Below are 21,761 nucleotides of genomic sequence, written 5' to 3' on the forward strand. Positions count from 1 at the left end.
CGTAGACCCGTTCCCCTTCAGTGCTCGCGGATCCGGGCGTTGCGAGCTGCGATCGCTCCGGCGGATTCGGGGCAGATCATGGGCAGACCGAACTTCTCGGTCTCGATCTGGATGCGCTCGGCGGTGGGGCGGAAGCTGCGCTCGTATTCGACAAACGCACTCTCGATGTCGCCACCGCTACGGCGGAATGCGTCATACAGTGCGGTTGCGCCGAGGATGGCGACGGAGCCGCCCATACCGGCGGCGGGCGAAGGGCAGTACGCGGCATCGCCGACGAGCGCGACCCGCCCGGACGACCAGGACGGCAACCGGTTCTGGCACAGCTTGTCGAAGTAGAAGTTGTCGGCATTGAGGGCCGCGTCGAGAACATCGGTGAACGGCTTGCCGGCATCGGCGAACTGGCCGCGGAGGATCTGCTTCTGCTCGTCGATGTCGTGATAGTCGTAGGCGATCTCCTGGTCGGAACGGAAGATGAAGACGACGTCGGTGGTGTTCTCGTAGGAGTTCACCAGCAGCGTCCGGCCGGGCGTGTTCTGGATTCGTGACGTCCAGGGCGGGATGAACGTGCCGTCCACCACGGTGACCGACGTGTAGTGGTGCAGGAAGTGGCTGTAGTCCGTCTCGGGCCCGAACCAGAGCCGGCGGACGTTGGAGTGGTTGCCGTCGCATCCCAACACCATCGTGAACTCGCGGTCCGGACCGTTGCGGAACGAGGCTCGGACACCCTCGGCGGCGGCGGTGAGCTCGGTGACGGAGTCGTCGAAGATCACTTCGACGGCGCCCTCGGTCTCGGCGAACAGGATCGCGAGGAGGTCGTCGCGGTGGATCTCGAGGTCGTCGTGGCGGTGGACCTCGAACGCGTCGATGACGATGGTCTCGGCCGTGGGCTCCGGTGCCATCTTCGCGATGGGCGCGCCGTCGATGTCGGCGAACTCGGTGGTGCGCGGCGGGAGCGCCTTGGCCCGAACGGCGGCGGCGATCCCCATCCGCTCGAAGATCGCCATCGCGTCGTTGCGGAGGTCGACCGGCGTGCCGCCCTTGCGCAGGCCCGTTGCGTTCTCGACAACGGTGACGTGATACCCGAGGCGCTGCATCCAGATCGCCGTCGTCAATCCTGCGAAGCTCGCCCCTGAGATCAGTACCCGTCCCGGCTGCTTCTTCGTGACCATTTCCATGACGTTGTCCTCCCGCTGTTCGGCGACGTGTAGTCGATCTTGTAGTGACTACACCTTTACGACGGTAGGACCAACTTGTAGTGACTACAAGATCAGTGGCATCATGGCGGACGTGACGAAGCCGACAGGTCGCCGGGAGCTCAGAAAACTGGAGATGCGGCAGCGCCTGGCCGATGCCGCGGCTCAGCTCTTCGCGGAGCACGGTTACGACGCCGTGTCCATCTCCGACGTGGCGACCGCCGCGGGCGTGGCGGTTCAGACTGTTTTCAACTACTTCCGGACCAAGCCCGACCTCGTCCTCGATCGTGCCGACGACATGCTCGAGCGCTCGCGCCGGTGCGTCGCCGAGCGCGACCGGGCGCTGACCCCGGCCGAAGCCCTCAGCGTGCAGGTGCATGAGGACATCGACCACTTCGCCGCACGGGACGCGTCCTTCGCCCGCGGTGAATTCCCCGCACAGTCCGTGGAGAGCGACTCCCTTCGCCGCTTCGCGCTGCAGTTCCGCTTCGACCAGGCCGAGGCGATCGCGGCAGCCATCGGCGAGACCGATCCGGAGATCCATGCTCTCGTGGCCCGCGCCCATGCCAGCGGTCTGATCACGGTGATGCAGGCCGTCACCGACCGGATCGGCGAGGCGATCCGATCGGGGGCGCACCTCGCCACAGTCGCCGCAAAGCTCCATGAGGATGCCGAGGTCACACTCGCAGACGCCGCCGAGACGTTCCGCGCCATCAAGGCCAGAGCGGCCGAGAACGTCCGATAGCCGGACGCCTTAGGACCGCGACACAGCCGCGGCGGGGCTGAGACGGGCCGGGGCGGGGCCGAGCCCGAGCCGGGGTGGGGCGGGGTGGGGCGGGGCGGGGCGGGGCAACACCGAGGCGGGGCCGGGCCGGCCGTCCCTAGTCCCGGGCGGCGACCGGGGCGGCGGGCGAGGCCGTCGCGTCGGCGGCGGCGACCGTGGCGGCCGGGGCCGGGCGGTCGCGGAACACCCACCAGCGCGACGCGGAGTAGGTGAAGCCGGCCACGAACGTCGCGGCGATCAGGCGGGCCACGCGGCCGTCGAGGCCCATGTGGAACAGGCCCGAGGTGACGCCGACGGTGATCGCGTAGTCACCGACGGCAACCACCGTATAGCGCAGCGCCTGGCGCCCTACCGGCGCGTGCGAGCGGAAGTTCACCGTCCGGTTCAGCAGGAAGTTGAGCGCGAACGCGGTCAGGTAGGCGATCGACACCGCCACCGGGAAGCGCAGATGCGTGAAGTGCCGCAGCAGCGTCAGCAGCACCAGGTCGACGGTGAACGTGAACGCCCCGAGCATCGCGAACCCGGCCAGCTCCCGCGGCAGGTACCTCCGCAGGCGCGGCGGCAGGCGCAGCACCCATCCGGTCAGCCGGTCGCCGGCGCGCTCCGCTGCGGTCATGCGGCCAATCCTGCACCACCGGGCCGAAGTTCCGGCAACGGCCCCGAGAACAGGAGCTAGGCTCGGGGGCATGTCGGTGAACGACGAGTTTCAGCAGGCCCAGGTCGACGTGAAGAAGCTCGGGGCCCGCCCCGCCAACGATGTGCTCCTGAAGCTGTACGCCCTGTTCAAGCAGGGCACCCAGGGCGACGCCACCGGCGGGCGCCCCGGCATGTTCGACCTGACCGGCCGGGCCAAGTACGACGCCTGGAAAGCCGTCGCCGGCACCCCGCAGGACGACGCGCGGCAGCAGTACGTCGAGCTCGTCCGCCAACTCCAGGGCCGATAGATGACAAATGGATGACTAGGCCCGCACCGCTGGCGCGAACCGCCCATCACAGCTAACATGATCGATGAGTCCGGCATCTTCCCCCGTGGATGCCGGACTCCTTACTGTCCGGCGAGGGTCCCCAGGTACTCGTCCAGGCGCCCGGCCCCGTGCAGCATCGCCCGGCCCCGCGCCGTGAGCCGGGCCCGCCACGCGCTCAGCGAGTCGGCCAGGGCCTCCGTGCCGCCGGCGTCGCGCACCTGCCGCACCACCGCCGCGATGTGCGCCAGCAGATACCCGCCCCGCCGCAGCAGATGCGCCAGCTCCGCGTCGCGTACGTCCGCCGGCCCGTACACCCGCTGCCGGGTCGCCCGGTCCCGCTCCGGCGCCAGGATCCCGGCCCGCTCCCACTTGCGCAGCGTCGCCGGGCGCACCCCCAGCCGGTGCGCCAGCGCCCCGATCGGCAGCGGCCCCGCGACCGGCGGCGGCAGCGGCGCGGCGAGGACCTTCACGGCCGCCGCCACCCCGTCGAGCGTCTCGCGGTCGCGCAGCAGCTGCGCGTGGCTGGCGTCGACCATCCGCAGCGCACCGTCCACGTCGCCGGCACCCACCAGCCGCAGCACCTCCCCGGCCACCGCGTGCCCGTGCGCCGGCACCAGCGCCAGGAACGCCCGTAGCGCCGCCGCGTGCACCGGCGTGTACCGCCGATAGCCGCTCGCCGACCGCTCGGCCGGCGGCAGCACGCCGTCCCGCTCGTAGTTGCGCACCGACTGCGCCGAGATCCCGTGCTCCCGCGCCAGGTCGACCGGCCGCTGCGACTTCACACCGAGCATTCCAGCACACCCGCGGAGCCGCTGGCGGGAGAGCGCTTCCCGGCGCCACCGCCGCCGAGCCGCTGTCGTCTGTCGCCCGGCCCGCCGGTGAGTGTAGGCTGACGCATCGACATCCGTAACTGGAGGTCACCATGCTGCGCACCCGCACCCGTGCCCTGCTGCTGTTCGCCGCCGCCGTCACCGCGCTCACCCCCGCCACCGCCGCCGAGGCGGCGCCCGGCGTGGCCGCGTTCCTGCACACGCCCGGCACGGCCTGGTGGCACGACCCCGTCGGCGGCCGGCTCACCGTCGGCGTGGACGACACCGTGTCCCCGGCCGCCCTGGTGCGCGCGGTCGAGCGGGCCGGCGGATCCGTGGTGCGCGAGCCCGGGATGCTGCGCAAGCACATCGCGGGCGCCGACCCGTTCTTCGGCGCGACCGGCGGGCGGTGCCTGATCGGCTTCAACGCCCGCTCGTTGCCGGACTACTACTTCCTGACGTCGGCCCACTGCGTGGCCGGCGTCGGCTCGACGGTCTACGCCGACAGCGCCCACACCGTCGTCCTGGGCACCGTGGCGACGAAGAACGTCTCGTCCGACTACGCGCTCGTGCACTACACGAACACGACGGTCCTCAAGTCCAGCGCCGTGCGCCTGCCGGACGGCACGCTCTCGCCGATCACCGGCTTCGGCTCCGGCTACGTCGGCCAGACCGTCTCCCGGACCGGGGCCAGCGGCCTGCACACCGGCCGGATCACCGCGCTCAACGCGACTGTCAACTACGCCACGGCACTGTCGTGGGCCTCATCCGCACCTCGGTCTGCAGCGAGCCCGGCGACAGCGGCGGCCCGCTCTTCGCCGGCACCACCGGGCTCGGGATCACCTCGGGCGGCAGCGGCAACTGCACGAGCGGCGGCACCACGTACTTCGCCCCGGCCGCCCGGGCGGCGACCGGCTACGGCGTCGGCCCGTGGTAGCGCGCATGGGTTAACGTGCCTGCGTGCAGAAGTCGCTTGACGCCGCCATCGTCGCGGTCACCGTGTACCCGTCCCAGGCGCGCGTCACGCGGCGCGGGCGGATCGAGCTCGAGGCCGGCGACCAGACGGTCGAGGTGGGGCCCCTGCCGCTGACCTTCGACGGCGACTCGATCCGGGTCAGCGGGCGGGGTCCGGCGACGGTGCTCGGTGTCGACGTCGTGCTGCAGCGGCGGGACCGGCCGGCCGACGCCACCGTCGGCGCCGTGACCGCGCAGCGGCAGCGCCTCGTCGACGAGGCGGACGAGATCGAAGACGCGGCGACAGTACTGCGGCAGCGCCAGACGTTCCTGACCGCACTCGGCGAGCGGGCCACCGGCGCCTACGCCCGGGCGCTGGCCGGCGGGGACACGGCGGCCGAGGCGGTCACCGCCTTCTCCGCGACCATGGGCGGCGAGCTGGCCACGGTCCTGGCCGGGCTGCGCGAGCTGGAGCGGCGGCGCAAGGACGTCACCGACCGGATCGCCGCGCTCGACCGGCAGCTGCGCGACCTGTCCGGCAAGCGGGAGCCGGACGCGCGCTTCGCCGTGATCGCGCTCGCCGTGGCGGAGCCGGGCTGGGTCGAGGTCGAGGTGTCGTACCAGGTCCCGGAGGCGGGCTGGCGCTCGACCTACGACGTCCGGCTGACCGGCGACACGCTGCAGCTGAGCTGGTTCGGCCTGGTCGAGCAGCGCACCGGCGAGGACTGGCCGGAGTGCGAGCTGGCCCTGTCGACCGCCCGGACCTCGGGCACGGCGACGATCCCCGAGCTTTCCCCGTGGTACCTCGACCCCTACATCGCACCACCGGTCTACGCGTCCCGGTCGTTCGGCGGCGCACCCGGCGGCCCGCCGCCGGCCCCGATGGCCGCGGCCGCTGCGATGGCCCAGCCGATGGCCGAGATGGCCCTCGACCTGGCCGCGCCGATGCGGCAGAGCCAGGCCCGGGTCGAGGAGGGTGCCACAGCGGCCACCTACCGGCCCGCCCGCGCGGTGGCCGTCCCCGCCGACGGCTCCACCGCCCGCGCGACGATCGCCGTGCTCGACCTGGCCGCGCGGCTCGATCACGTCACGGCGCCGGCCGAGTCGCTCGACGTACACCTGCGGGCCCTGACGACGAACTCCTCGGTTCACACCTTCCCGCCCGGCCCCGCCGCGGTCTTCCACGAGGCGGACTTCGTGAGCCGCACGACCCTGTCGGCGTGGGCCCCGGGTGAGGAGCTGGAGCTCGCCCTCGGCCTCGACGACCGGGTCCGGGTGGAGCGGGAGCTGACCCGCCGCACGGCGACGAAGGCGACGCTCGGCTCGACCCGCCGCCGCGAGGTCGAATACCGCACGACCGTCACGAACTACACCGGCCGCCCGATCCGTCTGACGGTGCTGGATCAGGTGCCGGTCAGCCGCCACGAGGGCATCACCGTGCGCGAGAGCGCTGTCGAGCCGCCGCCGGCCGAGCGCACCGACCTGGGCGTGCTCACCTGGCGGGCCACGCTGCCGGAGGGCCAGGCGTACACGCTGCGGCTCGGCTACCGCGTCGAGACCGCGAAGGGCATCGAGCTGTCCGGCTGGCGCGAAGGGTGATATGAGCAAGCTGACATCTATCGAATAATGTCTATGCGTCGTAGCGTGGGGCCCAAGGAGGTACTCCCATGCTCAAACGCAGATTGGCCGCCGCGCTCCTGGCCCTGGCCACCCTGGCCGGCATCCAGGTCGTCACCACCGCCCCCGCCTTCGCCGCCGTCCGCACCCTGTACTACGACTCCAGCCAGGCCCAGGAGTTCGTCGCCGTCGTCGATCAGGCCGCGAGCCTGTGGAACACGAAGGTGACGAGCGTCCGGTTCGTGAAGGTCGGCGCGGGCCAGAGCGCGAACGTCCGCGTCTACGCCGACAACGGCTGGCCGCGCACCTACACCAGCAGCCTCGGCAACGGGTACTGGTACATGGGCCGGGAGGCGGTCGACGACGGCTACTACAAGCTGCGCATCGCCACCCACGAGTTCGGCCACATCCTGGGCCTGCCGGACAACCGCACGGGCCTGTGCAGCGACCTGATGTCCGGCAGCAGCGCCCCGGTCTCCTGCACCAACGCCAACCCGAGCGCGGCCGAGGCGGCCCGGGTGCAGCGCAACTTCGCGACCGGGCTCGTCCCGGCCACCGACGGCGCCGAGGTCGTCTACATCGGCTGAGCCGGCGCCACCGGGGCCGCGCCACCGCGCGCGGCCCTGTGACCGGCCTGATGACCGGCCGCGCTCCACCGCGCGAAGCCGGCCCGGAGGCGCTCCAGCTCGGCCTCGGTGCCGATGCCGGCACGGTGCTCGGCCCGCTCGGCGTAGTGCCGCACGACGGTGGCGAGGAAGACGGCGTCGACGGCCAGCCAGGACACCGGCACGCGGCACGAGCGCGGCCGTGCGCCCGGGCCGCGGTACAGCAGCCGCATGCTCAAGCGCCGCGCCGGATGTGGGCCGCCCGGGAGCAGCTCGTCCCAGCCGATCTCCCGGGTCCGCAGCGGCCGCCGCACGGTGATGCCGGCCGGGGTCAGCCGCAGCCCGGTTCCCGGCAGCCAGACGATGGCCAGCGCGACCAGGATCGGCAGCGCCGGCAGCGCGAGGAGCCACAGGAGGGCCGGGTCGCCCGGCAGCCCGATCCGATCCGTGCCCGGCACCTTCTCGAACGGCACCGCGTAGCTGGCCGTCAGCATGAGCAGGATGGCCTGGAAGCCGGGCCCGGCCGGCGAGCCGGGCACCACGAACGCGGCGCCGTCGCCGGCGCGCGTGAACGTCGCCGGCGGCCGCAGCCACCGCCGGACGAGCACCGCGAAGGCAGTGGGCACACCGACCAGCACGATCAACCAGGTGCCGAAGCTCAGCAGCACGCCTGTCCACGCCGGCTCCATCCGCCAGAACATGGCCTGCAGGACCAGCGTGCGCACCGCGAGCGCGGCGAAACCACCCAGGCCCAGCCCGGTGATGGTGAGCTTCCAGGCGAACGGCATCGGCCGAGTGTAGGCGAGCGCCGACGGGCCGTATATCGACCGGTCCGGCGCGACGCCGTAGCCTGTGAGGCCGGGGGTTCCACGCCGTCGGCGGTGGAGGTGATGGCGCACGTGCCGGATTGGGACGATGCGGCGGACTGGTACGCGGAGATGCTCGCCGACCCGGCGAAGGGCTACAACGAGCTGGCCGCCCTGGTCGCGCTCGACCTGCTGGGCGACGTCCGCGACCGCGACGTGCTCGACCTGGGCTGCGGCGAGGGCCACGTCAGCCGCCGCCTGGCCCGCGCCGGTGCCTACGTGTTCGGCGTCGACCCGACGGCCCGGCTGGTGAAGCTGGCCCGCCAGGCGGAGCGGGCCGACCCGCTCGGCATCCGCTACGCGCTGGGCCGCGCCGAGCAGCTCGACGGCTTCGGCAACCAGACGTTCGACGCCGTCTGCGCCGTGCTGGTCCTGCACCACGCCGACCCTCTGGACGCGGCGCTGAGCGAGGCCCGGCGCGTCCTGCGCCCCGGCGGCCCGCTCGTGGCCGTCCTGCCCCATCCGCTGCTCGACCATCCCGGCGCCGGCTGGCTGGACGGCCGGCGCGCCGTGGGCCGCTACACGCAGGAGCGCTACTGGTCCACCTCGGACGGGGGCCCCGTGCAGGCCGTGCACCACGTCGGCTGGCACCACCGCACCCTGGCCACCTGGTTCAACGCCCTGGCCGCCAACGGCTTCCTGATCGAGCGGGTCGCCGAGCCGCTGGGCTGGGGCGACTGGCGTGACCTGCCCCGCTTCCTGGCGGTGCGCTGCTCGCGCTAGCCGATGCGATACTCGGTGCCGTTGCGGGCGGCCCAGCACAGCCGGTGCCGGCCCGGTGGCGCGCCCGCCACCTCGATCGTCGTGACGGGTGTGCCGTCGACCGTGTGCACCACTGCCGGTCCGGCCAGCTCGACGGTCAGGGGGCCGATCGCCCCGGCCACCACCGTCGCCGACTCCAGGCGCCCGTCCCGCCACGTGACGGCGGCCGTGTGGCCGCCCCGGCAGCGGATGCCCCGCACGGCGCCGGCGGTCCACTCGGCGGGCAGCGCGCGCAGCAGCGCGATCGCGCCGTCATGGCTCTGGACCAGCAGCTCGGTCAGGCCGGCCACGACGCCGAGGTTCCCGTCGATCTGGAAGATCTGACCGCTCGGCCGCCCGGTGTCGGGGTGCAGCGTCAGCAGCGACGTCGAGCAGAGGTCCCGGACGAGCGCGCCGATGGTCTCGGCGGCCAGGGCGGCGTCGCGGAGCCGGGCGGCCAGGCCCAGGATCCAGGCCCGGCTCCAGCCGGTGTGGCCCGAGCCGTGCTCCAGGCGGATCGCCAGGGCCCGGCGGGCGGCGGCGAAGTCGGCGGGGGTCCCGGTCTCGGTGATCCGGGTGCCCGGGAACAGGCCGTAGAGGTGGGAGAGGTGCCGGTGCCCGGGCTCCCGCGGCGGCCGCTCGTCGTACCACTCCAGCAGCGCCCCGTCCGCGCCGATCGGCACCTGCCGCAGGCCGCGCAGCGCGGTCGCCGCCTCGCGGGCCAGCGCGGCGTCGGCCGGGACCGGCCAGCGGGCCGACAGCGCCACGAACCGGGCGAGCACCTCCCGGGCCAGCTCCTGGTCGAGCGCGCAGCCCCAGGAGGTGGCGGCGAACCCGTCGGCGCCGAAGCGGAAGTGGTGCTCCGGGGACGTCGACGGGCTCAGCACCAGCGCGCCCTCGCCGTCCGGCACCAGCAGGTCGAGCGCGAACCGCGCGGCCGCCCGCAGCACCGGCAGCGCGGTGGCGCGCCCGAACCCGGCGCCGGCCCCGTAGACCAGGTGGTCCCACACGTGCGCGGCCAGCCACGGCAGCGCCGACGGCCAGTTGGACCACTGCGGGTCGCCCGGCACCGGCGCCGTGAACCGCCACAGGTCGCTGTTGTGGTGCACCGCCGACCCGCGGGCCGCGTAGTGGCGGGCGGCCGTGCGCTCCCCGGCGACGGCCAGGTCGCGGGTGAGCTGGAAGAGCGGCTCGTGCAGCTGCTCCAGCCCGGTGCTCTCGGCCGCCCAGTAGTTCATCTCGGTGTTGATGTTCAGCGTCCAGTTGCTGCTCCACCCGGGCCGCACGTCGGCGTTCCAGATGCCCTGCAGGTTTGCCGGTTGCGTACCGGGCCGCGACGACGAGATCAGCAGGTAGCGGCCGAGGTGGAACAGCAGTTCGGCGTGGGCCGCGGCCGCCGGGCCGGACAGGTGCAGGTCGGCGCGGTCGAAGAGGCGGCGGTAGTCCTCGACGTGCCGGGCGCGCAGGGCCTGCGGGGCGCGGGCCAGCGCGGCGGCCAGGCGGGCCACGGCGGCGGCGGTGAGCGACGCGCTGTCGGCGACCGGGCGGTGCTCGTGGCCGCGGAAGCCGGTCTCCACGGCCACGACGAGCAGCAGGCCCTCGGCGGTGCGGCGGACGGCGGTGGCCACGGCGAAGCCCATCCCCGCTTCCACGGTGCCGTCGGCGGCGGGAGTGTCGGTGGCGTAGACGACTGCGGGGTGCCGGTCGGCGACGTAGTTGGGCACGACGTGGGCGGGGGCGCGGCCCGTCCACACGACGCACGGGCCGGCCACGGGGTCGACGATCCGGGCCGCCGTGACGCCCGGATGGGGGCTGTGCAGCCGGGGAGCGACAGCGGCCGGGACGGTGCCGGCGCCCGTGGCGGTCACGACGAGGACGCCGTCCGCGGCGGAGGCGTAGGCGGCGAGGCGGATCGCGCCGGACGCGGCCGAGTACTGCGTGACCGCCTCGGCCTCGGCCAGATCCAGGTGGCGGCGGTAGCCGGTGATGGCCCGCTGGTCGCCGTGGCGCCACTCGAGCTGCCCCAGCGGCTGGTACGACTGCGTCCACGCGGTGCCCTGCAGCCGCACGGCCAGCGCCTCGGCCCGCGCGTGCTCGCCCGTGGCCACGGCCCGGCGCAGGGCCGGGAGGAGGTCGGCCGGGCCCGGGGCGCTCGGCGGCGGCAGGGGGCCGCCGGACCAGAAGGTGTCGGCGTTCAGGTCGATCAGCTCGATCCCGGGCCGCCCGTGCAGCATCGCCCCGAGCCGGCCGTTGCCGATCGGGAAGCCGTCCTCGAACTCGGCGGCCGGGGCGGTCAGCTCAATCCGGTATCGCGCCATCGATCCTGACCTCCACCGTGCCCGTGCCGTGGTCGAGCAGGAATACCACCGGGCCGCGGCGCACGGCCTCGACGCCCGGCGCGAGGCCGTCGAGCACCGGGCGGACGCCGGTGTCGGCGCAGACCCGGGCCAGCAGCCGGGCGAGCCCGCCGGCGGACGGGAGCGTGGCGACGTACCAGGCGGTCCCCGCCCCGAACCGGTTGCGCAGCACCAGCGGCCGGCCGTCGAGCGGGCCGCCGCGCGCGCGGGCGACGACGTCGGCGCCGGTGCTCTCGGCCCACTCGGCCCACGTGGCCGCGGTGAACGGGCCGAGCTCGTCCGACTCGACCTCGACCGGCTCACCGTCGGGCAGCGGCCAGTGCTCCTCGACCCGCACGCCGACGAGGTCGCGCAGCGGGCCCGGCCAGCCGCCGGTGTAGATCCGCTCCTCCGGGTCGGCCACCCCGCTGAACGGCCCGAGGACGAGCGTGCCGCCGCCGGCCACGTAGGCGGCCAGGTCGGCGGCCGCCGCCGTGGACACCTGGTACAGGTTCGGCACCAGCACCAGCCGGTAGCGGCCCAGGTCCCCGCCGGCCCGGGCGAAGTCGCAGGTGATGTTCGCGCGCCAGAGCGGCTCGTAGTAGTCGGTGAGGCGGTCGGTGTACCGGAAGCCGTCGTGCGGCTGGTGCGGCAGCTCGACCGCGCGCCAGGCGTCCCAGTCGAGCACGATGGCGACGTCCGCGGGGACCGGGGCGCCGAGCAGGCCGTCCACATCGGACAGTGCGGCGAGCTCGGCGCCGAGCGCGCAGGTCTCGCGGAACACGCGCGAGTCGGGGCCGGCGTGCGGCACCATGGCGCCGTGGGCCCGCTCCAGGCCCTGCCTCGACGCGCGCCACTGGAACTGCAGCACGCCGTCGGCGCCGCGGGCCACCGCCTGCAGCGACCACAGGCGGTGCAGCCCCGGCCGCTTCGGCGTGGAGACCGGCCGCCAGCTGGCCGCGCCCGGCGACTGCTCCATCAGCAGCCACGGGCCGGCGCCGAGGGAGCGCATCACGTCCTTGGACATCGCGCCGAGCATGGGGGCCCGGGGGTCGTTCGGGTCCGGGTAGGTGTCGAGGCTGACGAAGTCCTCCGCGGCCGCCCAGCGCCAGCCGTCGACGGGGCGGTAGAAGTCCATGAAGTTCGTGGTGACCGGCACGTGCGGGCCGAACGCGCGGACGGCGTCGCGCTCGGCGGTGAAGCACTCCCGCAGCAGGTCGTCGGAGAACCGCTGGAAATCCAGGTCCTGCTGCGGGTTGCCGATGTATTGCACGGTGCGCGGCGGGATCAGCTCCGACCACTGGGAGTACCGCTGCGACCAGACGCTCGTCCCCCAGGCTTCGTTGAGCGCGTCGAGGTCGCCGTAGCGCGCCCGCAGCCAGCCGCGGAACCGCTCCGCGCAGCGCTCGCAGAGGCAGACGGTGCCGAACTCGTTGCCGATGTGCCACAGGCGCAGGGCCGGGTGGCGGGCGTACCGGGCGGCCAGGGCCGCGGTGACGGCGAGGGCGGCCCGGCGGTATTCGGGCGCGCTCGGGCAGTAGTGCATGCGGGAGCCGTAGTGGCGGCGCACACCGTCCGGCCCCTGCGGCAGGGTGCCGGGGTGGCGGTGGCCGAGCCACGGCGGCGGGGACGCGGTCGGGGTGGCCAGCGCGACGCCGATCCCGGCCCCGTGCAGCAGGTCCAGGACCGTGTCGAGCCAGGCGAAGTCGTACTCCCCCGGCGCCGGTTCGAGGGCCGCCCACGCGAAGACGCCGACCGTCGCCAGGTTGACGCCGGCCTGCCGCATGAGGCGCACGTCGTCCGGCCACACCTCCGGCGGCCACTGCTCGGGGTTGTAGTCCCCGCCGAACAGCAGCCGCCCGCGGGTGGCGTCGGCGAGGCCGGGACCCCTGTCGCGCACCGGCCTCAACCCTTGATCGCGCCGACCAGCATGCCCTTGGTGAAGTGGCGCTGGACGAACGGGTAGACCAGGACGATGGGGATCAGGGTCAGCGTGACGACGGCCATCTGCAGGGAGAGCGTGGCGATCTCCTGGTGGCCGGCGTACTGGCCGGTGCCGGTCACGCCGGAGCCGGGCATGCTGGCGCCCTGCAGCGTGTACAGGTACATCACGACCTGCAGCGGCCACTTGCCGTTGTCGGGCAGGTACAGCAGCGCGTTGAAGAAGCTGTTCCAGTAGCCGACCGCGTAGAAGAGTGTGATGACGGCCATGACGGCCCGCGAGGTCGGCAGGACCACCGACCACAGGATCCGCCACTCCCCGGCGCCGTCGACGCGGGCGGCGTCGAGGAGCTCCGGTGCGGTGCTGCTGAAGAATCCGCGCATGACCAGGATGTTGAACACGGACACCGCGCTGGGCAGGATGAGCGACCAGTACGCGCCGTAGCCGCCGAGCCCGGACACCACCAGGAACGTCGGGATCAGGCCGCCGCTGAAGAACATGGTGACGACCAGGAACAGCAGGATGTACCGGTGGCCGAACGAGCCGTGCCGGGACAGCCCGTAGGCGCACAGCACCGTCACGACCATCGAGATGAGCGTGCCGACGACGGTGACGGCCAGGCTCACCAGCAGCGAGTGGGTGACGAGCTGGTTGGTGAAGATCTGGTGGTACGCCTCGGTGGTCAGCTCACCCGGGACTGTCACCAGCCCGCCCGCCTCGTTGATCGCGCCCTGGGTGGAGAAGCTGGTCAGCACGATCGACCACAGCGGAAACAGGATGAGCACGACCACGACGACGAGCGTGAGCCCCTTGACGCCCTGGCCGACCGGGCCGCTGCGCTCTTCCCAGACGGGGCCGTCGTGCTTGCGGCGGGGGCGCCGAGGCTCGACCTCGGGCGCCGTGACTGGTTCGGTTCTAACGGTCATCTCTGCGGTACAACCCGTCCTCGCCGAAGGCGTGCGCAAGCTTGTTCGCGGCCAGGATCAATATCAGGGACAGGACTCCCTTGAACAGGCCGGCGGCCGCGCCGTAACTGAAGTTGTTGTTGACGACGCCGTAGTAGTACGCGAACGTGTCGAGCACCTCCGCGGCGTCCCGGCCGACGGCGTCGCGCTGGATGAGCATCTGCTCGAAGCCCACCGTGAGCGCGTTGCCCAGCCGCAGCACCAGCATGAGCACGATGACGCTGCGCATGCCCGGCAGCGTGATGTGCCACATCCGCCGCCACTTGCCGGCCCCGTCGGCCGCCGCGGCCTCGTACAGCGACTGGTCGATGGCGGCGAGCGCGGCCAGGAACACGATGATGCCCCAGCCGGCCTCCTTCCACACCGCCTGCGCCGTGACGAGGTACTTGAAGGCGTCGGAGTTCGTCATGATGTCCCACGTCTGCCAGCCGTGCCGGCGCAGGAGGGCGTTGAGGGCGCCGGCGCCGCCGAGCATCTCCTGGAACACCGTGACGACGAGGACCCAGGAGAAGAAGTGCGGCAGGTACACGATCGACTGCACGAACGAGCGGACCCGCGCATTCGCCACCTCGTTGAAGAGCAGGGCGAGCGCGATGGGGACCGGGAAGTACAGCACCAGCTGCACGGCGCTGAGGACCAGGGTGTTCTCGAGCGCGTGCCAGAAGATGGTGTCGCCGAGCAGCCGCTGGAACTGGTCCAGGGCCACGTACGGGCTGTACCAGAAGCCGTTGTAGATGTCGTACTCCTGGAACGCCGTGATCAGCCCGACCATCGGGGCGTAGGCGAACACGGCGAGCAGGAGGACGGCCGGGAGCGTCATGATCAGCAGCGAGCGGTCCCGGCGCAGGTTCAGCTTCCAGCGCTTGGGGCGGGGCGCGGCGGAGCCGCCGGCCTGCTCGGCCGGCGGCGCCGTTTTCGCGGGGGTGGTCGCGGTCACTGTGCGCCTGATTTCCCTTGAGAATTACTTGCCGGTGCCGTACTTGCTGCGGATGTCCTCGTAGAACTTGCGCAGGTCGTCGCCGCCGGTCCGGCGCCAGTTCTCCACGGCGTCGGTCCACGCCGAGATCGGCTTGCGGCCGAGCTTGACGTCGGTGATGGTGTCGATCATCGGCTTGCCGAGCGAGCCGAACCGCGACGGCTCGCTGACGTTCATGCCGTAGAACAGCGGCTTGTAGACGTGCTTGACCATCTCGGCCTGCCAGGCGGCGTAGTCCTTGACGACCTGGGTCTGGCCGGACTGCACCACCGTGGCGGAGGCGGGGCAGGCCAGGAACTGGAAGGTGGTCGCGACCTCCTTGTTGCCCTGCTCGGTCAGCAGCGGGTTGCCGTCCTTCATGTTGTAGTCGGTGCCGGGCTGGCCGAAGTTGACGGTGAGCCACTCGGCCGAGCCGTAGGGCGCGGCCAGGTAGTTCGCGATGTTCAGCAGCTCCTTGACCTGAGCGTCGCTGAGCTTCTTGTTGAAGTAGGCGAACATCGAGGCGCCGTTGCCCAGCTCGATCCTCGGGTCGGAGCCCTTGGCGTTGAACAGCTTGAACGCCGCCCGCTGGTAGCCGGGGTTGGCCGCGCTGCCGGACTTGTTGTCGTCGCCGTTCCAGGCGCCGGTGCCGTCCGCGCAGATGAGGGACTTGCCGCTCCAGAACCGCTGCTTGCCGTTCTCGGTGTTGTTGGCGACCGCGTCGGGGTGCACGTAGCCGGCCTTGACCATCTTGGCGTGCCAGTTCAGCGCCTCGACGATGTTCTGCGTCTCGTAGCGGTGCACCAGCTTGCCGCCTTGGTCCTGCCACGGGTAGCTGCCGCTGCCGAACTCGAAGAGCTGGTTGATGTACGCCGCGTCGTTGCCGAACAGGTCGTCGAACGCCCACACGCCGGCCGACGCGTTGGTGAGCTGCTTGCCGAGGGCCTCGAGGTCGGCGATGCTCTTGATGTCGGCCGAGGCGCCGGCCTTGTCGAAGAGGTCCTTGCGGTAGTAGTAGGTGCCGGACACGACGGCGTTCGACGAGTAGATCGGCAGGCCGTAGAGCTTGCCGTTCCAGACGCCGGAGACCCAGGCGTTGGGCGAGAGCGCGGCGAGGTTGGGGTACTGCTTGACCTTGTCGCCGGCCAGGTACGGGGTCAGGTCGACGAACTTGTTCGCGACCGCGTCGCCGAAGCTCAGGTTCCCGGTGACCCACACCGGGATGTTGATCCAGTCCGGCAGCTTGTCCGCGGCGAACAGCGGCGGGAGCTTGTCACCGTAGGTGACGCCGTCGGCCGGCTGCATCTTCAGCGTCGCGCCGATCGCCTTGTTGACCGTGTCGTAGTAGACGTTGCCGCTGGAGGGCGGGATCGAGCCCCAGAGCGGGGTCATCGTCGTGTAACTACCACCGGAGCCGACAGCGCCGGTGACGGACTTCGGCGGGTTGGCCGGGTAGGTCAGGAAGGCCGGGTCGGTGGTGGCGCCGTTGACGCCGTTGGCCACCGGGATGTCGGGCTTGACCGAGCTGCTCGGCTGGTAGGCGGGCAGCGCCTTGCTCAGGTCGTCCTGGTTGGTCGTGCCCTCGTTCTTGGCTTTCGGGCTGCCGCAGGCGTCGAGTAAGGGCGCGGCGGCGATGACGGCGACGGACGCGAGCAGGCCGCGCCGGCTGAGGCTTGTCATGGGATGGACCACCCTTCAGAGGGATGGGATCGTGCGTGCGGACTGGGTGCGGGCGCCTCGGAGTTTCGAAAGGGGGTGTCGAAGCGCTTCGAAGCACAGACCCTAGGACATCGATCGGAGTGCGACAAGGACATCGAGGACGATCCCCGTCGCACAGGCGGATCCCGGGCCGATCGCATGAAAGTTGCGCGCAGTTGACACGCCGCCACCGGCCATCCATCATCGAAGCGCTTCGACGCAAAGGAGATCACGTGGTCGCCGACCTGCTCAGCCGGCTCACCCTGGCCGAGAAGATCGCCATGCTGCACCAGACCCAGCCGGCGGTACCGCGACTGGGCCTGGAGGAGTTCCACACCGGCTGCGAGGTCGTGCACGGCGCCGCGTGGATGGGCCGGGCCACGGTGTTTCCTCAGGCCGTGGGCCTCGGCGCGACGTTCGACCGGGCGCTGCTGCGCGCCGTGGCGACCGCGGCCGCGACCGAGGTGCGGGCCTTCCACCACGACCCGCCGCCGGGCGCCCCCCGGGCGTCACTGAACGTGTGGGGACCGGTCGTCAACCCGCTGCGCGATCCGCGCTGGGGCCGCAACGAGGAGGGCTACAGCGAGGACCCGCTGGCCACGGCCGAGCTGGCCGTCGCATACTGCGCGGGCCTGCGCGGACCCGACCCGGACGTGTGGCGGACCGCGCCGGTGCTCAAGCACTTCCTGGCCTACAACGTGGAGACGTCCCGCGACGTGATCGACGTCCGGGTGCCGGAGCGGGTGCTGCACGAATACGAGCTGCCGGTATTCGTGGAGCCGCTGCGCTCGGGCCTGGTGGCCGGCGTCATGCCCGCCTACAACCTGGTCGACGGCGTGCCCAATCACGTGCATCCACTGCTGGCGACGGTACTGCGGGCCGCGCACCCGGACGTCGTGATCTGCTCGGACGCCTACGCCCCCACCAACCTCGCGACGAGCGAGCACTACTTCCCCACCCACGCGGAGTCGCACGCCGCCGCCCTGCGCGCCGGCGTCGACAGCTACACCGACAACGGCACCGACCGCGCGCCGACGATCGAGCGGTTCACGCAGGCCCTGGCCCTCGGCCTGATCACCGAGGCCGACATCGACGCCGCCGTGGGCCGGGTCCTGGCCATGCGCGCGAGCACCGGCGAGTTCGACCCGGGCCGCGACCCGTACGCCGGCACCACCCGCGAGGTGATCGCCTGCACCGACCACGCCCGCCTGGCCGCGCAGGCCGCCCGCGCCGCGCTGGTGCTGCTGAAGAACGACGCCGGCGCCCTGCCGCTGCACGCACCGGCCACGGTCGCGGTCGTCGGCCCCCTGGGCGGCCGGGTCCTGCGCGACTGGTACAGCGGCAGCCTCCCCTACGCCGTCTCCATCGAGTCCGCCCTGCGCGACCGCCTCGGCCCGGACCGCGTCCTGGCCGCCGAGGGCCTGGACCAGGTCCGCCTGATCGCCTCGGACGGCCGCCACGTGCACGTCTCCCCGGACGGCGCCCTCGCGCTGGCCGACGGCCCCGGCACCGTGTTCACGCACCAGGACTGGGGCACGAGCGTCCAGTGCCCGCAGCCGGTCCACACCCTGCGTGCGTCCACCGGCTACCTCACGCTCGGCGACGACGGCGTGGTGTCGGCGACGGCCGAGACTCCCGACGGCTGGGTGGTCCGGGAGCTGTGGGAGTTCCACCCCGTCGAGGACGGCTACGCGCTGCGCAACCCGGCCGCGCCCGCGGACCAGCCCGACCTCGTGTTCCGCCTGGAGCGCGTCGCCTCCGGCCTGGCCGAGGCGGTCGCCGCCGCCCGTGCGGCCGAGCGGGCAATCGTCGTGCTGGGCAACGACCCGCACATCAACGGCCGCGAGACAGTGGACCGCGACGGCCTCGCTCTGCCCCCGGAGCAGGAGGCCCTGCTGCGGGCGGTGGCGGCGGCCAACCCGGCGACGACACTGGTCCTGGTGTCCAGCTACCCCTACGCCGTCGACTGGGCCGCGGCTCACGTCCCGGCCATCCTGTGGACCGCGCACGGCGGCCAGGAACAGGGCAACGCGATAGCCGACGCCCTGCTCGGCGCCTACAACCCGGGCGGCCGCCTCCCCCAGACCTGGTACAGCTCTGATGAGAAGCTCCCCTCCCCGCTCGACTACGACGTGATCGGCTCCGGCTGGACCTACCAGTGGCACCGCGGCACCCCCCTATTCCCCTTCGGCCACGGCCTGTCCTACACAACGTTCGAATACGGCCCCGTCACCGTCACCCCCGGCGACACGTCCTGGACCGCCACCGTGGCCGTCACCAACACCGGCACCCGCGAGGGCGACGAGGTCGTCCAGCTCTACGCCACCCCGACCGACTGGCCGGTCCCGGCCCCGCGCCGCCGCCTGGCCGCATTCGAGCGCATCACCCTGACGCCGGGCGAGACCAGGACGGTGACCCTGACCATCCCGGCGTGGGTCCTGTCCTACTGGCACGACGGCCGCCTCAACCCCCCGACCGCCGGCTACACCTTCACGACGAGCGGGGAGTGAGCTCGGCGGACAGGGCCGCGAGCTGGTTACGGACGGTCTCGGCCTCGCGGGCGCCCAGGCCCGTGAAGATGGTGAGCGCCTCACGGTAGTCCTGGCGGGCCCGTTCGCGGTCGCCGGCGGCTCGGCGGGTGTCGGCGCGGTGGGTCAGGACCAGGCCGGCGTAGAAGCGGGCGCCCGCGCTCAGGCCGGCCAGGGAGCGGTCGAAGCACTCGATGGCCTTGGCGTGGGCGCCCAGGTGGTGGTTGGCCACGCCGAGGGTGTCGTAGACGCCGGCCTGGGCCAGCTCGCCCTGGACGCCGGCCGCCGTGAACAGCTCCAGGGCACGCTCGCAGGTGGCGATGGCCTCCACGTAGCGGCCGGTCATGGTCTGGAGGGTGGCCACACCGCCGAGGGAGCGGGCCTCGCCCAGGGTGTTGCCGTTGCGGCGGTAGAGGTCGCAGGCCAGCCGGGTGTAGGTCATGGCCTCCTCGTAGCGGCCGGCGCCCTCGAGCAGCTCGCCCAGGGTGCCTGTCGCGTGGGCCAGGCCGTTGGCGTCGCCGAGATCGCGGTACAGCGAAACCGCCTCGCGCAGATGCTCGGTGGCCTCGTCGTGCTGATGGAGGCGGCCAAGTGTGCGGCCGAGACTGCGCAGGATGCGGGCCTCGACGGGGCGGTCGCCGGTGCGGCGGACCGATTCCAGCGCGGCGCCCAGGACGGCCAGCTTGTCCGGCCAGCGGCCGGTGCGCTCCAGGTAGACGACGCAGGCGCAGGCCAGCTGCCAGGCGTGCGACGGGTGGTCGGCCCGGGCCCGCTCGACGGCGGCGAGCAGGACGGCGCGCTCGGCGTCGAACCAGGCCATGGCCTGCTGACGGTCGGCGACGACGTCCGGGGTCACGGCGGGAGCGGCCGGGTCGATGGGCGTCGGCGTCTGGTTCGGGTCGAGCAGGAGCGTGGCCGGATACGCGGAGTGCACGAGATGGTCGAGCAGCCGGCTCAGCGCGGCGTCGCGCTCGGCGTCCGCGTCGGTCGACTCGGCCAGCTCGACGGCGTACGCCCGGATGAGGTCGTGCGCCGCGAAGCGCCCCGGTCCGGCCTCGTTGAGCAGGCTGGCCGCGCACAGGCGGCGCAGCGCCTCGCCGGCCGCCTCCGGTGGGACCCCGGCCAGGCTCGCCGCCGCGCCCACCGTCACCTCGGGGCCCGGGTGGACCGACAGCAGGCGGAACATCCGGGCGGTGGCGTCGTCGAGCACGCGGTAGGACCAGGAGAAGACGGCCCGCGGATCGGTCGCCGCGTCGACCCCGGCGAAGCTGTCCAGCGCCCGTCGGGCCCGGCCCAGCTCCCCGGCCAGCGCGGCCAGGGACGGCGTGGAGGTGACGGCGGCCCGGGCGGCCACGACGCTGAGCGCGAGGGGCAGCCCGCCGCAGCGGGCGATGACGTCGGCCACCGCGGCCGGGTCCGCGGCCACCCGCCACCGGCCGAGCCGGCGTTCCAGCAGGTCGGCGGCCTCGATGGTGTCGAACAGGTCGAGCATCATCGGGCGGGCACCGGCGGCGGCCAGGCCGGTGAGCGGGTCGCGGCTGGTGACCACGGCCAGGCAGCCGGTGCCGCCGGGCAGCAGCGGGCGGACCTGGGCGGCGTCGTGGGCGTTGTCGAGCACCACCAGGACCCGGCGGGCCGCGACCACGCTGCGGTAGAGGCTCTCGCGCTGCGCCGGGTCGGGCGGGATGTCGCGGGGGCGCACGCCGAGAGCGGTCAGCAGCAGGCTCAGCGCCGCGGGCGGATCGACCGGGGTGCGCACCGGATCGAAGCCGTGCAGGTTGAGGTACAGCTGGCCGTCGGGGAAGCGCTCGGACACGCTGTGGGCCCAGTGCACCGCCAGGGTGGTCTTGCCGATGCCGCCGGCGCCGCTGATGGTCACGACCTGGACATCGCGTTCGGCGTCGTCGGCGGGGAGCAGCTCGTCCATGCGGGCCAGCCACTCGGTGCGGCCCGCGAACCCGGCGACCCGGCTCGGGAGCTGGCGCGGGACGACCGCGGCGAACGGGGCCGGCTCCGCGGCCGGCGGCGGTGCGTCGTTGCGCAGCACGGCCAGGTGCAGGTCGCGCAGCTGCGGGCTGGGGTCGAGGCCGAGCTCGTCGGCCAGCACCTGGCGGGCGGACTCGAAGACGGCGGCCGCCTCGGCGCCCCGCCCGACGCCGACCAGGGCCCGCATGAGCTGGGCGCGGAAGGTCTCGCGGAGGGGGTACTGCCCGGTCAGCGCGCGCAGTTCAGCGATGGTGCCCTCGTGCCGGCCCCGGCTCAGCTCGATCTCGAAGCGCTGCTCCAGGGCCTGCAACCGCAGCTCCTCCAGCCCGGTGGCGTCGGCGGCCAGGGCCGGGACGGACTCCAGGCCGGCCAGGGCGGGTCCGCGCCAGAGGGCCAGGGCCGCTTCCAGGGACTCCAGGGCGCGCTCGGGCAGGGGCTCGGCGCGGGCCGTGGCGAGCAGCGACCGGAACCGGGCGGCGTCGAGCTCGCCGGGCTCCAGCCACAGCACGTACCCCTCGGGGCGGCGGCCGATGCGGTCGCCGCCCAGAGCCTTGCGCAGGTGGTGCACGTAGACCCGCACGTTGGCGTCAGCCCGCGCGGGCGGCGCGGAGCCCCAGAGCGACTCGACGAGGACCTCGGCCGAGACCGGGCGCCCGGCGTGGCAGGCGAGCACGGCCAGGAGGGTCCGTGGCTTGCCTCCGGGCAGTTCGACCGGCGCGCCGTCGTCGTCGATGACCTCCAGCGGCCCGAGCAGGCCGATCCGCACGGGTCAGGGCGTCCGGTTCGGCGTCGAGGTCGTGGGTGTGGGAGTGGGTGT

Annotated in this window: 17 protein-coding genes; 7 read left to right on the forward strand and 10 right to left on the reverse strand. The window is 73.0% G+C overall.

Translation table 11 applies throughout. The features are described 5' to 3' along the window. Window positions 1-17: 17 nt before the first annotated feature. A complete protein-coding gene (locus Dvina_RS38885; protein ID WP_223094796.1) occupies window positions 18-1,175 on the reverse strand; it encodes an FAD-dependent monooxygenase in 1,158 nt (385 codons plus the stop codon). Window positions 1,176-1,287: 112 nt separating this feature from the next. Between Dvina_RS38885 and Dvina_RS38890 the strand changes: the two genes are divergently transcribed. Then, window positions 1,288-1,938, forward strand: a complete 651-nt coding sequence (locus Dvina_RS38890) for a TetR/AcrR family transcriptional regulator (protein ID WP_223094798.1) — start codon at window positions 1,288-1,290, stop codon at window positions 1,936-1,938. Between the two features lie 136 nt (window positions 1,939-2,074). Here the strand turns inward: Dvina_RS38890 and Dvina_RS38895 are convergent, their stop codons facing one another. Continuing rightward, complete coding sequence (locus tag Dvina_RS38895) at window positions 2,075-2,593, reverse strand: GtrA family protein (protein ID WP_223094800.1); 519 nt, start codon at window positions 2,591-2,593, stop codon at window positions 2,075-2,077. A gap of 70 nt (window positions 2,594-2,663) precedes the next feature. On the opposite strand from Dvina_RS38895, the gene Dvina_RS38900 reads away from it, so the two are divergent. Further along, window positions 2,664-2,921, forward strand: coding sequence for an acyl-CoA-binding protein (locus tag Dvina_RS38900; RefSeq protein WP_223094802.1), 258 nt, complete (start codon window positions 2,664-2,666; stop codon window positions 2,919-2,921). A gap of 101 nt (window positions 2,922-3,022) precedes the next feature. On the opposite strand, the gene Dvina_RS38905 is transcribed toward Dvina_RS38900, so the two are convergent. Then, window positions 3,023-3,733, reverse strand: a complete 711-nt coding sequence (locus Dvina_RS38905; RefSeq protein WP_223094804.1) for a TioE family transcriptional regulator — start codon at window positions 3,731-3,733, stop codon at window positions 3,023-3,025. 775 nt (window positions 3,734-4,508) lie between these two features. Here Dvina_RS38905 and Dvina_RS54785 point away from each other — a divergent pair. The 3 genes from Dvina_RS54785 (at window position 4,509) to Dvina_RS38920 (ending at window position 6,909) form a co-directional block, all read left to right on the forward strand. Beyond that, on the forward strand, window positions 4,509-4,688 hold the full coding sequence (locus tag Dvina_RS54785; protein WP_246655600.1) for a trypsin-like serine protease: 180 nt from the start codon (window positions 4,509-4,511) through the stop codon (window positions 4,686-4,688). 23 nt (window positions 4,689-4,711) lie between these two features. After that, window positions 4,712-6,304 carry a mucoidy inhibitor MuiA family protein gene (locus Dvina_RS38915; protein ID WP_223094806.1) on the forward strand — a complete coding sequence of 531 codons (1,593 nt, stop codon included), beginning with the start codon at window positions 4,712-4,714 and terminating at the stop codon, window positions 6,302-6,304. 68 nt (window positions 6,305-6,372) lie between these two features. Beyond that, window positions 6,373-6,909 carry a snapalysin family zinc-dependent metalloprotease gene (locus Dvina_RS38920; protein WP_223094808.1) on the forward strand — a complete coding sequence of 179 codons (537 nt, stop codon included), beginning with the start codon at window positions 6,373-6,375 and terminating at the stop codon, window positions 6,907-6,909. Here Dvina_RS38920 and Dvina_RS38925 read toward each other — a convergent pair. Beyond that, on the reverse strand, window positions 6,897-7,715 hold the full coding sequence (locus Dvina_RS38925; protein WP_223094810.1) for a PH domain-containing protein: 819 nt from the start codon (window positions 7,713-7,715) through the stop codon (window positions 6,897-6,899). The two genes, Dvina_RS38920 and Dvina_RS38925, sit on opposite strands and share 13 nt — an antisense overlap. 102 nt (window positions 7,716-7,817) lie before the next feature. Here Dvina_RS38925 and Dvina_RS38930 point away from each other — a divergent pair, with 102 nt between their 5' ends. Continuing rightward, window positions 7,818-8,516: a class I SAM-dependent methyltransferase gene (locus Dvina_RS38930; protein ID WP_223094812.1), complete on the forward strand. Its 699-nt coding sequence runs from the start codon at window positions 7,818-7,820 to the stop codon at window positions 8,514-8,516. On the opposite strand, the gene Dvina_RS38935 is transcribed toward Dvina_RS38930, so the two are convergent. From Dvina_RS38935 to Dvina_RS38955, 5 genes are read right to left on the reverse strand one after another with little or no spacing between them, the layout of a single operon-like run. Next, on the reverse strand, window positions 8,513-10,852 hold the full coding sequence (locus Dvina_RS38935; protein ID WP_223094814.1) for a glycoside hydrolase family 95 protein: 2,340 nt from the start codon (window positions 10,850-10,852) through the stop codon (window positions 8,513-8,515). The two genes, Dvina_RS38930 and Dvina_RS38935, sit on opposite strands and share 4 nt — an antisense overlap. Further along, window positions 10,833-12,770 carry a beta-galactosidase gene (locus Dvina_RS38940; protein WP_223094818.1) on the reverse strand — a complete coding sequence of 646 codons (1,938 nt, stop codon included), beginning with the start codon at window positions 12,768-12,770 and terminating at the stop codon, window positions 10,833-10,835. Before Dvina_RS38940 ends, Dvina_RS38935 begins: the two co-directional genes overlap by 20 nt. A 5-nt stretch (window positions 12,771-12,775) precedes the next feature. Then, window positions 12,776-13,738 carry a carbohydrate ABC transporter permease gene (locus Dvina_RS38945; protein WP_223094820.1) on the reverse strand — a complete coding sequence of 321 codons (963 nt, stop codon included), beginning with the start codon at window positions 13,736-13,738 and terminating at the stop codon, window positions 12,776-12,778. Continuing rightward, on the reverse strand, window positions 13,728-14,714 hold the full coding sequence (locus tag Dvina_RS38950) for an ABC transporter permease (protein ID WP_246655601.1): 987 nt from the start codon (window positions 14,712-14,714) through the stop codon (window positions 13,728-13,730). The genes Dvina_RS38945 and Dvina_RS38950 overlap by 11 nt, the downstream gene beginning before the upstream one ends. Before the next feature lie 24 nt (window positions 14,715-14,738). After that, window positions 14,739-16,412 carry a type 2 periplasmic-binding domain-containing protein gene (locus Dvina_RS38955; protein ID WP_223094822.1) on the reverse strand — a complete coding sequence of 558 codons (1,674 nt, stop codon included), beginning with the start codon at window positions 16,410-16,412 and terminating at the stop codon, window positions 14,739-14,741. Between the two features lie 251 nt (window positions 16,413-16,663). Between Dvina_RS38955 and Dvina_RS38960 the strand changes: the two genes are divergently transcribed. Next, a complete protein-coding gene (locus Dvina_RS38960) occupies window positions 16,664-18,940 on the forward strand; it encodes a glycoside hydrolase family 3 C-terminal domain-containing protein (protein WP_223094824.1) in 2,277 nt (758 codons plus the stop codon). Here Dvina_RS38960 and Dvina_RS38965 read toward each other — a convergent pair. Then, window positions 18,921-21,710: an AfsR/SARP family transcriptional regulator gene (locus Dvina_RS38965; RefSeq protein ID WP_223094826.1), complete on the reverse strand. Its 2,790-nt coding sequence runs from the start codon at window positions 21,708-21,710 to the stop codon at window positions 18,921-18,923. The two genes, Dvina_RS38960 and Dvina_RS38965, sit on opposite strands and share 20 nt — an antisense overlap. Between the last annotated feature and the right edge of the window lie 51 nt (window positions 21,711-21,761).

It is taken from the genome of Dactylosporangium vinaceum, from assembly GCF_019904175.1.
GTDB lineage: Bacteria > Actinomycetota > Actinomycetes > Mycobacteriales > Micromonosporaceae > Dactylosporangium > Dactylosporangium vinaceum.

Bases quoted from the DNA above. Each gene is read 5' to 3' on its own strand.
- Dvina_RS38885 (WP_223094796.1), bottom strand. From the start codon at position 1,175: ATGGAAATGGTCACGAAGAAGCAGCCGGGACGGGTACTGATCTCAGGG.
- Dvina_RS38895 (WP_223094800.1), bottom strand. From the start codon at position 2,593: ATGACCGCAGCGGAGCGCGCCGGCGACCGGCTGACCGGATGGGTGCTG.
- Dvina_RS38900 (WP_223094802.1), top strand. From the start codon at position 2,664: ATGTCGGTGAACGACGAGTTTCAGCAGGCCCAGGTCGACGTGAAGAAG.
- Dvina_RS38905 (WP_223094804.1), bottom strand. From the start codon at position 3,733: ATGCTCGGTGTGAAGTCGCAGCGGCCGGTCGACCTGGCGCGGGAGCAC.
- Dvina_RS38920 (WP_223094808.1), top strand. From the start codon at position 6,373: ATGCTCAAACGCAGATTGGCCGCCGCGCTCCTGGCCCTGGCCACCCTG.
- Dvina_RS38925 (WP_223094810.1), bottom strand. From the start codon at position 7,715: ATGCCGTTCGCCTGGAAGCTCACCATCACCGGGCTGGGCCTGGGTGGT.
- Dvina_RS38930 (WP_223094812.1), top strand. From the start codon at position 7,818: ATGGCGCACGTGCCGGATTGGGACGATGCGGCGGACTGGTACGCGGAG.
- Dvina_RS38935 (WP_223094814.1), bottom strand. From the start codon at position 10,852: ATGGCGCGATACCGGATTGAGCTGACCGCCCCGGCCGCCGAGTTCGAG.
- Dvina_RS38945 (WP_223094820.1), bottom strand. From the start codon at position 13,738: ATGACCGTTAGAACCGAACCAGTCACGGCGCCCGAGGTCGAGCCTCGG.
- Dvina_RS38955 (WP_223094822.1), bottom strand. From the start codon at position 16,412: ATGACAAGCCTCAGCCGGCGCGGCCTGCTCGCGTCCGTCGCCGTCATC.